Annotated in this window: 12 protein-coding genes, 1 pseudogene and 1 riboswitch; of the genes and pseudogenes, 6 read left to right on the top strand and 7 right to left on the bottom strand. The window is 73.4% G+C overall.

Going from position 1 to position 13,393, the window contains the following annotated elements:
- A pseudogene (locus GUI43_RS34120) lies at positions 1 to 971 on the bottom strand (S8 family serine peptidase); the annotation flags it as partial.
- Positions 972 to 1,171: 200 nt separating this feature from the next.
- On the opposite strand from GUI43_RS34120, the gene GUI43_RS31895 reads away from it, so the two are divergent.
- Positions 1,172 to 3,037 carry a glycerol-3-phosphate dehydrogenase/oxidase gene (locus GUI43_RS31895; RefSeq protein ID WP_112700521.1) on the top strand — a complete coding sequence of 622 codons (1,866 nt, stop codon included), beginning with the start codon at positions 1,172 to 1,174 and terminating at the stop codon, positions 3,035 to 3,037.
- An 88-nt stretch (positions 3,038 to 3,125) separates the two neighbouring features.
- Complete coding sequence (locus tag GUI43_RS31890) at positions 3,126 to 3,662, top strand: hypothetical protein (RefSeq protein WP_112606091.1); 537 nt, start codon at positions 3,126 to 3,128, stop codon at positions 3,660 to 3,662.
- A 10-nt stretch (positions 3,663 to 3,672) separates the two neighbouring features.
- On the opposite strand, the gene GUI43_RS31885 is transcribed toward GUI43_RS31890, so the two are convergent.
- Positions 3,673 to 5,073, bottom strand: a complete 1,401-nt coding sequence (locus GUI43_RS31885) for an FAD-binding oxidoreductase (RefSeq protein ID WP_112700519.1) — start codon at positions 5,071 to 5,073, stop codon at positions 3,673 to 3,675.
- Positions 5,074 to 5,141: 68 nt separating this feature from the next.
- On the opposite strand from GUI43_RS31885, the gene GUI43_RS31880 reads away from it, so the two are divergent.
- Entirely contained in the window at positions 5,142 to 5,426 is a 285-nt protein-coding gene (locus tag GUI43_RS31880; RefSeq protein ID WP_112589230.1) for a DUF4031 domain-containing protein, read from the top strand.
- On the opposite strand, the gene GUI43_RS31875 is transcribed toward GUI43_RS31880, so the two are convergent.
- Positions 5,398 to 6,054, bottom strand: a complete 657-nt coding sequence (locus GUI43_RS31875; protein ID WP_225855029.1) for an HD domain-containing protein — start codon at positions 6,052 to 6,054, stop codon at positions 5,398 to 5,400. The two genes, GUI43_RS31880 and GUI43_RS31875, sit on opposite strands and share 29 nt — an antisense overlap.
- Before the next feature lie 106 nt (positions 6,055 to 6,160).
- Here GUI43_RS31875 and GUI43_RS31870 point away from each other — a divergent pair, with 106 nt between their 5' ends.
- Positions 6,161 to 7,396: an FUSC family protein gene (locus GUI43_RS31870; RefSeq protein ID WP_112589248.1), complete on the top strand. Its 1,236-nt coding sequence runs from the start codon at positions 6,161 to 6,163 to the stop codon at positions 7,394 to 7,396.
- 23 nt (positions 7,397 to 7,419) lie between these two features.
- On the opposite strand, the gene GUI43_RS31865 is transcribed toward GUI43_RS31870, so the two are convergent.
- Positions 7,420 to 8,688, bottom strand: coding sequence for an aminotransferase class V-fold PLP-dependent enzyme (locus GUI43_RS31865; RefSeq protein ID WP_428842238.1), 1,269 nt, complete (start codon positions 8,686 to 8,688; stop codon positions 7,420 to 7,422).
- Positions 8,689 to 8,734: 46 nt separating this feature from the next.
- A riboswitch (SAM riboswitch) is annotated at positions 8,735 to 8,855 on the bottom strand.
- 23 nt (positions 8,856 to 8,878) lie between these two features.
- On the opposite strand from GUI43_RS31865, the gene GUI43_RS31860 reads away from it, so the two are divergent.
- The gene (locus tag GUI43_RS31860) at positions 8,879 to 10,369 is read left to right on the top strand and encodes a PrsW family intramembrane metalloprotease (protein ID WP_112589226.1); all 1,491 of its coding nucleotides are present in this window, start codon (positions 8,879 to 8,881) and stop codon (positions 10,367 to 10,369) included.
- Between the two features lie 62 nt (positions 10,370 to 10,431).
- On the opposite strand, the gene GUI43_RS34115 is transcribed toward GUI43_RS31860, so the two are convergent.
- Positions 10,432 to 10,599: a hypothetical protein gene (locus GUI43_RS34115; RefSeq protein WP_167457715.1), complete on the bottom strand. Its 168-nt coding sequence runs from the start codon at positions 10,597 to 10,599 to the stop codon at positions 10,432 to 10,434.
- Between the two features lie 93 nt (positions 10,600 to 10,692).
- On the bottom strand, positions 10,693 to 11,031 hold the full coding sequence (locus tag GUI43_RS31855) for a GroES family chaperonin (protein ID WP_091402887.1): 339 nt from the start codon (positions 11,029 to 11,031) through the stop codon (positions 10,693 to 10,695).
- Between the two features lie 159 nt (positions 11,032 to 11,190).
- Here GUI43_RS31855 and GUI43_RS31850 point away from each other — a divergent pair, with 159 nt between their 5' ends.
- The gene (locus tag GUI43_RS31850; protein WP_428842237.1) at positions 11,191 to 12,501 is read left to right on the top strand and encodes an AI-2E family transporter; all 1,311 of its coding nucleotides are present in this window, start codon (positions 11,191 to 11,193) and stop codon (positions 12,499 to 12,501) included.
- A 103-nt stretch (positions 12,502 to 12,604) separates the two neighbouring features.
- On the opposite strand, the gene GUI43_RS31845 is transcribed toward GUI43_RS31850, so the two are convergent.
- A partial coding sequence (locus tag GUI43_RS31845) for an ATP-dependent DNA helicase (RefSeq protein WP_249037907.1) occupies positions 12,605 to 13,393 on the bottom strand: 789 nt, incomplete at its 5' end.

The raw sequence follows: 13,393 nt of genomic DNA, 5'->3' as shown, positions 1-13,393 counted from the left end.
ACACCCCGGCGACGAAGCCGAGCACCAGGCCGACGACCGGCAACACGAAGAACCCGATGATGCCGAGCACCCACCGGCGGCAGTGTCAGCAGGGCGGGCAACTGCGCGCCGGACTGCCCGGTTCCGGCCGCGAGCAGCAGCAGCGCCACCCCGGCGACCAGGCCGCCGACCAGCACCAGCCGAGCCGGCCGGGGCGGTCGCCCAACCGCGAACGGGGACCAGAAGGGGGCGTCCAGCAGAGTCGCGGCCAGCACCCCGAACGCGGCGGCCGCCAGCAGCGCGAGCGCGGTCTCCAGGAGACCGCCGAGCGCGCCCAGCCAGGCCCACGGCAGCAGCAGCGCCAACCCGGCGGCGACCGCGAGCAACGGCACCGGGCCGGATCGGCGCACGCGCCGTCCGACCGGCTCCGCGCTGGCCTTGGGCCGCATGGCGTCGCCGTTTCCGGTGGCCTCGGGCCGGGTGGCGTCGCCGTCTCCGGTGGCCTCGGGCCGCGTCGCGTCGCCGTCTCCGGTGGGTGCCGGGCCGCCGACCGGGCCAACCAGCCCGGGGTACGCCCACCGGCGCGCCGACCAGCGCACGGCGAGGGCGCAGAGCATCGCGGCTCCGGCCAGCGCGGCGAGGTACGCCTCGTGGTGCACCGGTGGCACGACCCGCAGCAGTGTGAGCACGCCGAGCGCGAGTGCCCCGATCAACCAGGCCCGCCCGGTGGCCCGGACCGCGCCCGACCGGGGCAGGAGGGCCAGCAGCAGGGCGGGCGTGCCGGCCAGCACGACGGTGGCCAGGCCGAGCACCGGCCAGAGCCAGCCGAGCCGGTCCCGTCCGAAGCCCAGCAGCACCTGATCGGCGAGCCAACCACCGGTCTGGGTGCCCACTGTGACCGCAACCGTCCAGCAGCCGACCAGCACGGCTGCGACCACCGGCCACGGGGAACTGCGGTCGCTGAAGCCGGGTTGCGCAGGTTGACCTTGCATCCGAGAACCTTACGACTACGACGAAGGGTTTCGACCCGACCGTCGGGTTCCGGGGCTTCGAAGAACCGTGCAGATCTTGGACAGTTTCCGTCAGGCGATGACGGAAACTGTCCAAGATCTCCGATCGGTCGGCCTCGATCGGGTGGCGGGACGTGTCGTCTGGTTCGGAGCGGGTGGGCGCGGTGCGGTGCGGGCGGCGAATGTCGACACGGTGGCTCGACGGTTACGGTGGACAGGTGCGCGACCCCAATGTCTCCCGATCCGTCGCCGGTCAGCTCTCACCGGTCCGCCGTGCGTCCGACCTGCGTCGACTGCGTGCCGAGCGCTTCGACGTGCTGGTCATCGGGGGCGGGGTGACCGGAGCCGGTGCCGCCCTGGACGCGGCGTCCCGTGGCCTGAAGGTGGCGCTGGTCGAGGCGCGTGACCTTGCCGCCGGGACCTCCAGCCGGTCCAGCAAACTCATCCACGGTGGCCTGCGTTATCTGGAGCAGTTGGAGTTCCACCTGGTCCACGAGGCGCTCACCGAGCGCGGCCTGCTGGCCACCCGGCTCGCGCCGCACCTGGTGCGCCCGGTGCCGATCATGGTGCCGCTGCCGGCCGGGCGGGGCCTGCGGGACCTGCCGGCCCGGGTTTTCCGCCGCTCGTACTACGGAGCCGGCGTGGCCGCGTACGACGCCTTCGCCGGGATCTTCGGCGGTGGCCGGGGCATGCCCCTGCACCGGCACCTGACCCGGGAGGGTGCCCGGCGGATCTTCCCGAGTCTGCGGGCCGACGCGCTGGCCGGGGCGATCCGCTACTACGACGGGCAGGTCGACGACGCCCGGCTGGTGGTTACCCTGGCCCGCACCGCGGCCAGCCTCGGCGCGACGGTGGTGAGCAGTGCCCGCGCCGTCGGGTTGATCCGGCAGGCGCGCGAGGTGACCGGTGTCCGCGTCCGGGACCTGGAGGCGCCGCCGGGCTCACCGGACGCGGAGTTCGAGGTGCAGGCCCGCACCGTCATCGCCGCCACCGGCGTGTGGAGCGACGACATGTCCCGGATGCTCAACGACGTTGGCCTGCGGCCCGGCGTCCGGGTGCGCGCCTCCAAGGGGGTGCACCTGGTGGTGCCCCGCTCGGCGATCACCGGCGAGACGGGGCTCATCCTGCGTACGGCGAGTTCGGTGCTCTTCGTCATCCCGTGGGGCGGGCACTGGATCATCGGCACCACCGACACCGACTGGCGGCTGGACCGTTCCCACCCGGCCGCCTCGGCCCGCGACATCGACTATCTCCTCCAGCAGGTCAACACCGTGCTGGACCGGCCGCTGACCACCGCCGACATCGAGGGGGTGTACGCCGGGCTGCGGCCGCTGCTGGCCGGCGAGGCCGACTCGACCTCGAAGCTCTCCCGGGAGCACGCGGTCTTCGAGCCGATGCTCGGGCTGCTGCTGGTCGCCGGCGGCAAGTACACGACGTACCGGGTGATGGCGTCCGACGTGGTCGACCGGGCCGCTCGCCGGCTCGGCGGCGCCCGCTCGTCGCGTACGGCCGACCTGCCGCTGCTCGGCGCCGACGGTTACCCGGCCATGTGGCGGGACCGGGCCGATCTGGCGCGCCGGCACGGCGTGCCGGTGGGCGTGGTGGAGCACCTGCTGGAGCGGTACGGCACCCTCACCCTGGACCTGCTGGCGCTTGTCGACGCTGATCCTCTGCTGGCGTCTCCGCTGGCTGGTGCTCCGGAGTATCTGGCGGCGGAGGTCGCCTACGCGGCACGGGCCGAGGGCGCGTTGCACCTGGAGGACGTGCTGACCCGGCGGACCCGGATCTCGTTCGAGACCAGCCACCGGGGGCTGGAGTCGGCGGAGCACACCGCCGAGTTGATGGGGGCGGTGCTCGGTTGGGACGCGGCCACCCGGGCACGCGAGGTCGAGCACTACCGGGCCCGGGTGGAGGCGGAGCGGCAGTCCCAGTTGATGCCGGACGACGCGGCGGCTGACGCGGCCCGCCTCGGTGCTCCGGACGTCCGGGGTTACGCGGCCGACCGGGGTGACGACGATCAGGCGGAGCTGCGCTCGTCCGCTCGATGACGAATTGCGACGTTACCGATGGGTAACCATCGATACCAGCCCGGATGGTGGTTTCGAACGCTACCTACGGTGGGGTAGGTTTCCGCGCGTGCTACCCCGCGCGCGCCCTCGTCTGCTCTTACCCCTGCTCGCCGTCGCGCTCGTCGGCGCCCTGACCGGGTGCTCCCTCTTCGACGGAGACAAGCCGCGCACCCCTGCGGCGCAACCGACCGCCGGCACGGCGGGTGGCACCTCGCAGCTGGAGATCCCCACCACTGTCGCCGCCGGTCAGGTCAGCCTGCTCCAGCGGCTCGGCGAAGACGGGCCGATGCGCACCCTGAGCGTCGAGCGGAACGGCGCGTGGCAGTGCGTCGACTGCGCTGGCGACGGCGTGACCTCCCGGGGCACCCTCGCACCGGAGCTGACCGAACGGCTCCAGGTGCTGCTCGCCAACCCGGCGCTGGCCGACGAGACCGATCAGGCCCGGCGGTACCGGACAACCTGCATCGACGCGCTGACGTCCAGCCTCATCACCTCGGCCGGGCTGATCACCTCGCAGGACTGCCCGGGTGAGGAGCTCACGCCGGTCGCCGGGGAGATCCTGCTGCTGCTCACCCAGGCGACCCCGGCCGAGGTCAAGGGCTGACCGCAGCCGGTCAGAGCACCTTGCCCGGGTTGAGCAGGCCAGCCGGGTCGAGCGCCGACTTGATCGCCTGGTGCACCCGGACACCGACCGGCCCGATCTCCCGGGCCAGCCAGTCCCGCTTGAGCAGCCCCACCCCGTGCTCCCCGGTGCACGTGCCGCCCAGATCCAGGCCGAGCCGCATGATCTCGTCGAAGGCCCGCCGACCCCGCTCCACGCTCGCAGGGTCGGCCCGGTCGACCACGATGTTCGGGTGCATGTTGCCGTCCCCGGCGTGTCCCACCACGCCGATCGGCACCTCGCACTCGGCCGCGATCCGGGCGACCCCGTCCAGGAGCGCGGCGAGCGCGCCGCGCGGCACGGCCACGTCGTCAATCACCAGACCGCCGTTGCCGCCCGGGTAGGCGTCCGCCGCGAACTTCTCCATGGCCGGGTGGGCCAGCCGGCGAGCCTGGAGCAGCGCCGCCGCCTCCACCGCGTCGGTGGCCGCGTAGACCTCGTCGGCGCCGACGGCCTCGCACACCTCGGCCAGCACGGCCAGGTCGTCCGCCGCCCGGGAGCCGGTGTCGGCGGCGGCCAGCAACAGGGCCTGCGCGTCGGTCCGTAACCCCATCGGCTGGTACGCCTCGATCGCCCGCAGGTGGGTCTGGTCCAGCAACTCCAGCAGGTTGGGGGTGAGCCCGCGAGCCGCGATCTCGGCCACCGCCGCGCCGGCCGTGGCGGTGGATCCGAAGACCGCCACCAGGGTCAGCGAGTCGGCCGGGGCGGGCCGCAGCGCCACTGTCACCTCGGTGATCACGCCGAGGGTGCCCTCCGAACCGACGAACAGCCGGGTCAGGTCGTAGCCGGCCACCCCCTTGGCCGTACGCCGGCCGGTGCGCAGCACCTCACCGGAGGCGAGCACCACCTCCAGGCCGAGCACGTACTCGGTGGTCACTCCGTACTTCACACAGCACATGCCACCGGCGTTGGTGGCCACGTTGCCGCCGATGGTGGACGACTCCCAGGAGCCGGGGTCCGGTGGGTACCAGAGGCCCTGTCTGGCCACCGCCCCGGCCAGCGCCGCGTTGACCACCCCCGGCTGGACCACCGCGATCCGGCTCACCGGGTCGATCTCCCGGATCTCGTTCATCGCGACGGTACTGAGCACCACCGCGCCGTCCACCGCGTTCGCCGCGCCGGCCAGCCCGGTCCGCGCCCCCTGCGGCACCACCGGTACGCCGTGCCGCGCCGCCGCCTGGATCACGGCCACCACCTGCTCGGTGTCGCGCGGGCGGGTCACCACCAGCGGGACGCCGGCGGCGCACAGGTCGGCCTCGTCCCGCTGGTGCATGCGCAGCAGGTCCGGGTCGGTGAGCACGGCGTCGTCACCGAGCGCGGCGCGCAGGTCGTCGAGGAGCGCGGTGGGGGCCATGCAGCCGAGGCTAGGTCGCCGACCGGCGATCATCAACATGATCGACTGGGCGGGATAACTTGGGCACCATGCTCTACCTGGACCGGCCGGCCTGGCCGTGGCGCGGTCGGCTCTGGTCGCACCTGATCAGCGACGTCTCGTACGCCGAGCTGCACGCCTTCGCCGAGACGCTCGGCGCGCCCCGGCGCGGCTTCGACCGGGACCACTACGACATTCCGGCCGACCGGTTCGCGGCGGCGGTGTGGCTCGGTGCCCAGGTGGTGCCGAGCCGGGAGCTGGTCCGGTTGCTCCGCGCCGCCGACCTGCGTCGGCCGAAGCACCTGGTCAACCCGCGTTCTCCGGCTCCCCGGTGAGGGCGGCCAGCTCGCGGCGCACATTGTCCCGGGCGGGCTCTTCCCACCGGCTCGCCAGCGGTGGCGACCGGAACAGCGCGGGCAGCGCCAGCAGGCCGGTCAACACGGCAGCCCGTCCAGCCCGGAAGGCCGGCTCCGGCACATGGGCGTACTCCCGGCGGATCGCCGCCGCGTAACGCTCGTAGTTGGCCGGCGGCGCGGCCAGCACGGCCAGGTCCGCGTCGCAGAGCAGCGCGCCGTCCCGGTCGCCCGGTGCCACAGTGTGCCCGGCGGTGAGCAGCACCAGCCGACGCACCTCGGTCACGGTGGGCGCCGGCACCCCGAGCCCGGTGAGCACGCTCTCGGCCAGCGCGGCGCTGTCCCGTTCGTTGGCGTCGCCGGCGGCCCGGGGGTCGTAGACCGCGTCGTGGAACCAGGCCGCCAGCCGGACCGCGTCGGCCCGAGTGGCCAGGTCGGCGTGCTGGTCCACCACATCGAGCACCGCCGTCAGGTGGGCCAGCGTGTGATAGTGCCGGTGCGGCTCCCGCCACCGGGCGATCACCTGCTCTCCGGCGCGGGTGGTATCCGGATCGGGGCTCGCGCCGGCACCTCGGGCCGCCGCCCGCCACCGGTCCAACAGATCAGCCACCGCCCGAGTCTGCCGCATCCGCCCGCGACGCGCGGGAAGGGAGGATTCAGCGGGGCCACCACGGGTAGTCGCGCCCATGGCCGTGGCCCGGGACAAGCGACCTCCGATGGTGCGACGTACCGCGCTGCGCGACGGGTTGGTGGACATCGACGGCGCGCGGATCGCCGAGGCCACCGAACAGCTGCGCCACCGCAGCCGCGCCACTCTGCACGACCGGCTGCACCGGGTACGGATGGCCGGTGGACTAGCCGTGCAGGCCGGGCTGGCTGCCGGGCTCGCGTACCTGATCTCGCACAAGCTGCTCGGCAACCCGCAACCGGTCTTCGCGCCGATCTCCGCGGTCGGCACCCTGGCCGCGTCGGTCGGCCAGCGGTTCCGCCGGACGGTGGAGTTGATCGTCGGGGTGGGGGTCGGAGTGGCCGTCGGCGACCTCCTGATCTACCTGCTCGGCACCGGGGCGTGGCAGCTCGGCCTGGTGGTCACCGTGGCGATCCTGCTCACCATCTTCGCCGGAGCGAGTGTGGCCATCGTCATCCAGGCGGCGGCCACGGCGGTGCTGATCGTGACGCTGAGCCCGTCGACCCAGAACCTGGAGATCCCGCGCTTCGTCGACGCCTTCCTCGGCGGTGGGATCGCACTGCTGGTCACGGCGGTGCTGCTGCCACTGAACCCGCTCCGAGTGATCAACCGGGCGGCCCGCCCCGCCCTGGACCTGCTCGCCGCCCAACTCGACGCCACCGCCGACGGGCTGCGCAACCGGGACCGCGCCGCCATCCAGGGCGCGCTGGAGAGACTGCGCAACAACAAGGAGGAGTTGGCCACGCTGGGCGAGGCCATCGAGGGGGCGAAGGAGACCGCCACCCTCTCCCCGGCCCGCTGGCACCGCCGCGACGAACTGACCCACTACGCCGAGGCGGCCGACCCCATCGACCGGGCGATGCGCAACAGCGGCACGCTGATCCGCCGGTCCGTCACTCTGGTCGAGGACGAGGAACCGGTGCCCGATCCGATGCCGGACGCGATCGGCCACCTCGCCGAGTCGGTCCGGCTGCTCAAGCACGAGTTCGCCGCCGGTGAGGAGCCGGAGAAGGCCCGGGAGCGGTCGCTGCGAGCGGTCAGCGAGGCCGGCCGGGCGTACGGCGCCGGGGTGGGCTTCTCCGGCAGCGTGGTGATCGCCCAGATCCGCACCACCGCGAGCGACCTGCTGGTCGCCTCCGGGATCGAGCAGGAGGAGGCGAACCGGTGGATCCGCACCGCCTTCGGGGAGCAGGAGCGCCCGGTCGGTGAGCCCGCGGAGCCCGGCGAGACACCGAAGCCACCCACCGCCCCGCCGGTCGGCTGAGCGGGGCGACCGCCGGGCGGGCCTCAGCCCAGCTCGGCCAGCGCCGCGAGCAGCCGGTCCACCTGAGCGGCCGTGCTGCCCAGCCCGATGCTGGCACGCAGCGCGGTGGGCGGCAGGTCCCGCCGGCCGGTACGCGCCGCCGCCTCGCCGAGCAGACGCCGGGCCAGCGGGTGGGCGCAGAACAACCCGTCCCGTACGCCGATGTGGTGCTCGGCGGCCAGCCGCGTGGCCACCTCGGTGGAGTCCCATCCGGCCACCACGAACGAGACGATGCCGACCCGGGGCGCGTCCGGGCCGAAGGTGCGCAGCTCGACGACGTGCGGCAGGGCGGCGAGGCCGGTCCGTAGCCGGTCCAGCAGGGCCTGCTCGTGGGCGGCCAGCGCGCCCTGGTCCGCCTCGTCGAGCGCCTTGCACACCGCCGCCAGCGCGACCGCTCCGAGCAGGTTCGGGGTGCCGCCCTCGTGTCGGGCCGGGCCGGTCGCCCAGGTCACGTCGTGGGTGGCTGGCCCGACGTGGCTGGTGGCGCCACCGCCGGCCAGGTAGGGCGGGGCGGCGTCCAGCCAGTCGGCGCGACCGATCAGCACTCCCGTGCCGAACGGCGCGTACAGCTTGTGGCCGGACACTGCCAGGTAGTCGACGTCGAGCGCGAGCAGGTCGACCGGGGCGTGCGGGGCGAGCTGCGCGGCGTCGAGCACGATCCGGGCACCGTGCCGGTGGGCCACCCGCGCCAGTTCGGCGACCGGCCACCGCTCACCGGTCACGTTGCTCGCACCGGTCACCGCGACCAGCACCGGCAGCGCCGGGCTGCTGCCCCGGCGCAGCTCGGTGAGGGCGGCGGCGAGATCGCGTACCGCCCCGTCGGGGTCGCTGGGCACCGGAAGGCGCACCGACCCGCGCGGCCAGGGCAGCAGGTTGGCATGGTGTTCGGAGGCGTTGGTGACCACCGTCGTGCCGGCTGGCACGGCCCGCGCCAGCAGGTTGAGCGCGTCAGTGGTGTTGCGGGTGAAGATCACATGATCGTCGGCGCGGGCGCCGAAGAAGTCGCCGATCGTCTGCCGGGCCTGCTCGTACGCGAGGGTGCAGCGTCGCGACAGCGCTCCCGCTCCGCGATGCACGCTGGCGTACCAGGGCAGCAGCTCGGCCACCGCGTCGGCGGCGGCCCGGGCGCACGGCGCACTGGCCGCGTAGTCCAGATTGATCTCGCCGGGCACGCCGAGAACGTCGAGCGGCGCGGACGGCGCCGACGGCGCGGTGGGCAGGCTGGGCAGCGAGGGGACGAGAGTGACGGACACGCCGGAACCTCCGGGGTCAGGGACCCCGGGTGCGACATCGGGACGGGGTCCGCGCTTGCCCAGCACACCGATCGGGCTGGGCCCGGTCATCACCCGGGGCACCCCACCGCGAACTCGACGAGGGTTGCCGGCCAGCAAGCCGGGGCTGAACGCTGGCACTCGTGACCTGCCGGCAGCATAGCGGCTGCCGATGCGCCCGAACCAGCCGGCGGCGGATGGCTACGCTGACCGCATGGCCGACACCCCGCCCGGTTCACCATTGCCGCCGTCGCCCGCCGCCCCGCCTGCGCCCGCCGTCCCGCCCACGGGTGAGACGCCCCGGATGCCGCTGCGCCGCCTGGGCTGGCGGCGGTTCCTGGTGCTGGCCGGGGTGGTGCTGTTGATCGCGGCGTGCGCGGTCTTCATGGTCTTCACGCTCGGCCAGTCGCTCGGTGTGCAGGCCCTGCTGATCGGGGTGGTCGCCGCCATCCTGCCGGTGCCGGTGCTGGTCGCCTGCTTCCTCTGGCTGGACCGGTACGAACCGGAGCCGTTGAAGTATCTGATCTTCTGCTTCGCCTGGGGGGCGTTCGTCTCCACCGCCGCCTCGCTCACGGTCAACGACTTCGCGGCCAACCGCTTCGCCGACTGGGGCCTGCCGTCCGCGCTCACCGGGGTGCTGGTGGCGCCGTTCATCGAGGAGCTGACCAAGGCACTGGGCCCGATCCTGCTGCTGGTGTTCCGCCGCCGCGAGTGGTCCGGGATCACCGACGGCCTGGTCTACTGCGGGCTCTCCGCGGTCGGCTTCGCGATGGTGGAGAACATCCTCTACCTGGGCGGGTTGGGGTACGCGTCCGGCGCCGACCGGTACGGCCCAGCCACCGGCATCCAGCAGGTCATCGCGATCTTCATTCTGCGGATTCTGCTGTTCGGGTTCGCCCACCCTCTTTTCACCTCGATGACCGGTGTGGGCCTGGGTATCGCCTCCCGGACGGCCGACCGGCGCATCCGGGTGCTCGCCCCGATCGCCGGCCTGCTGCTGGCGATGATGCTGCACGGCACGTGGAACCTGCTGCCCACGCTGACCCAGGCCACCGGCGAGGCCATGATCATGCTGTACGGCTTCCTGGGCCTCATGGTGCCGGTCTTCTTCGGCACCGTGGGGCTGGCCCTGTGGCTGCGCGCCTGGGAGGGGCGGCTCACCGAGCGGGTCCTGCCCGACTACGTCCGTGCCGGCTGGCTCAGCCCGCCCGAGGTGGCCGCCCTGAGCGGTCTCGGCCGGCGGCACGCCGCCCGCAGTTGGGCACGGCGGGTGGCCGGCGACGCCGGGGTGCGGGCGATGCGGGGTTACCAGTCCGCCGCGACCCGGCTGGCCCTGCTGCGCGACGGGGCGCTGCGCGGCCTGGACCGCAAACCCGCCGACCAGGAGCGGACCGCCCGCGAGGAGCGGGAGCTGCTGGACGCGATCACCGCGTACCGGTCGTTCTTCGTGGGTCGGGACCCGCAGGCCCCGGCGGGGGTCTGGGACGGCAGCCGCTACCACCTGCGCTTCCCGGACGGCACGCAGCGCGCCGTGGACGCGCCGGACGAGCCGGTGGTGCCGATCCCGGTGGTGCTGGCTCCCGCGCCGGCGCCGGTGGGGTACGCCCCGCCCGGTTGGCCCGGCCTGCGCCCGGCGTCGCCCTGGCCGCCGACGCACCCCTGACAGCTACGGCCTGGCGGCTGACGGCAGGCCAGCAGTGCGGCTCAGGCCACCAGCAGTGCGGCTCAGGCCAGCAGCGAGGTGAGGAAGTCACCGAGGCCCTGGAACATCGCGATCAGCGCGGCCCCGATCGCCCGGAACATCTGCGCGGCGCCGTCCGGCCGAAAGGCCATGAAGTAGATCAGGAACGCGACACTGCCCCAGGTCAACAGCTTCTTCACGAATACCGGCATCGTCCCTCCCCAGGGCCACGGTCGCCGGATGGCTTCCCGTCGTGCGCCTGGGCAAACGGTGCGCGACGGGCCCTGGTGGCCGGGGGAGGTGCGTCAGAGGTAGAGGCCGGTCGAGTCGTTCTCGATCCGCTCGGCGGCCACGGCGTGCACGTCCCGCTCCCGCAGCAGCACGTAACCGCGGCCGTGCAGCTCGACCTCGGAGCGCTCGTCAGGGTCGAAGAGCACCCGGTCGCCGGAGACGATGGCGCGGACGTTCGGCCCCACCCCGACCGCGGTGGCCCAGGCGAGGCGCTTGCCGACAGCAGCGGTCGCCGGAATGACGATGCCAGCGGTGGAGCGGCGTTCGCCCTCACTGCCCTCCATCCGCACCAGCACACGGTCGTGCAGCAGGCGGATCGGCAGGCCGGCGTCGAGATCGTTGTCGGCGGTCACGTCGCAGACGCTACCGTGTGGCCGACGGTGGTCGACCGGTGGTTACGCCGGAGGTGGTCGGGGCATTGTGTGGCGCAACCGCCCTACGGTGTCGGGAACGGACGTATGCTGTCCGACCTGTCGCCGTCGGCGGGCCGGGTTTTCTGCCAGGAGGTGCGCTTGAGCCGCTTCGAGCGGGTACGCGGGCGGCTTCGCCGCGCCTACCAGTCACGACAGGATTCGGCGCGCGCCGACGAGGGCGCCTCCAGTGACGCGCTGAACGACGCGTCGGAGGCGGCCCGGGTGGCGTCGCCGGCCGTGCCGGGGCCGACCGCGCCGCAGAGCGCCACTGTCTACGGCGCGGAACCTCCGGTGGACCTGCACAGCTCCACCTCCAGCCGGGACGACGCCGACGTTCCGCACGGGCTGCGGATCGCCGCCGCGTGGTGTTGGCGACTGATCGTGATCGGCGTGGTGGCCTGGGCGCTGCTGCGGATCGTCGGCACGGTCAAGATCGTGATCATTCCGCTGGCCATCGCGCTGCTGCTCTCCGCGCTGCTCGCCCCGGCGGTGGGCTGGCTGCTGCGGGCCCGGTTCCCCCGGTCGCTGGCGACGGCGGTGGTGCTGGTCGGCGGCCTGGCCGCGGTGATCGGCACGCTGACGCTGGTGGTCAACGAGTTCATTCGTGGCGTACCGGAGCTGAGCGAGAAGTCCTCGGAGGGCGTCCGGCAGATCCAGAACTGGTTGAAGACTGGCCCGCTGCACCTCTCCGACGGGCAACTCGACCGCTACATCGACGAGGCGCAGGGCTGGATCAACAACAACACCTCGAGGTTCACCAGCGGCGCGTTGAGCACCGCCGCGACGCTTGCCGAGGTGCTGACCGGCACGTTGCTGGTGCTTTTCGCGACGTTCTTCTTCCTGCGTGACGGCAACCGGATCTGGCGTTTCCTGGTCCGGTTGCTGCCGGTGGCCGCCCGGTGGAAGGTCGACGACGCCGGCCGCGCCTCCTGGCAGACGCTTGTCGCCTACGTTCGCGCGACAGTGCTGGTCGCCTTCATCGACGCGGTCGGCATCGGCATCTTCCTGGTCATCTTCGACATCCCGTTCGCCTTCCCGCTGGCCGCGCTGGTCTTCCTGGGCGCGTTCATCCCGATCGTCGGTGCGGCGCTCTCCGGTGGCGTGGCGGTGCTGGTGGCCCTCGTCGACAGCGGCCCGGTCACCGCGCTGATCATTCTCGGTGTGGTGATCGGCGTCCAGCAGATCGAGGGGCACGTGCTCCAACCGCTGATCATGGGCCGGGCGGTGGCCCTGCACCCGCTCGCGGTGATCATCGGTATCGCCGCCGGTGTCGTACTCGCCGGGATCACCGGCGCGCTGGTCTCCGTGCCGCTCATCGCGGTGCTGAACACCGCGGTCCGCCGGCTTGCCGCCCGCAGGGTCCCGGACACACCGCCCGACGCCGTGGTCGTCGCCTCCCAGGCCCCCTAGGGCGTCCCGCCAGATCACGCAGGATCAGGGAAAGAGTGGCCTCCCGCCAGCGGGAGACCACTCTTTTCCTGTTGTAGCGCGATCCTGGTCCTGCCCAAGCGGGTCAGGACTTGGCCAGGCGTTCCAGGGCGCCCCGGGCCACCTCGGGGCGGGTCGTGTACCAGAACGGGGGCAGCGAGCGGCGCAGGAACGGCCCGTAGCCTCGGGCCGTCTCCAGCCGGGAGTCGAGCACCGCCACCACGCCCCGGTCACCGGTCGCGCGGATCAGCCGGCCCACGCCCTGAGCGAGCCTCACCGCCGCGATCGGCACGCTGACCGCCGAGAAGCCGGAGCCACCGCCCGCGTCCACCGCCGCCGCGCGGGCCGCCGCCAGCGGTTCGTCCGGGCGGGGGAAGGGCAGCCGGTCGATGACGACGAGCTGGCACGCGTCACCCGGCACATCCACCCCCTGCCAGAGCGACATCACCCCGAACAGGCAGCTGGCGCGCTCCTCGCGGAAGCGACGCACCAGCAGCGGCAGCGCCTCCTCGCCCTGGAGCAACACCGGCAGGTCGGTCCGCGCGCGCAACAGCTCCGCCGCCTGCTGCGCGGCCCGCCGGGAGGAGAAGAGCCCGAGAGTACGACCACCGAGCGCCTCGACCAGCCCGAGGAGTTCCTCTCCGGCAGCGTCGGGCAGCCCGGAGACGCTGGGGCGGGGAAGGTGCGCGGCGACGTACAGGATGCCCTGCCGGGCGTAGTCGAACGGCGAACCGACGTCGAGTGACCGCCACCCGGGGCCCTCGGTGGCCGGAACGAGGGCGTTCGAGGTGACGTCGCCGGCGAGGCGACGGCCCGGCGCCTCGGCAGCCGGCCGGCCGGGGCCGGTGCGGGCGGCCAGCGCGGCCGCGGCGGG

The organism is Micromonospora noduli, assembly GCF_003264365.1.
Lineage (GTDB): Bacteria > Actinomycetota > Actinomycetes > Mycobacteriales > Micromonosporaceae > Micromonospora > Micromonospora noduli.
This window is presented reverse-complemented; position numbering and strand designations above follow the sequence as displayed.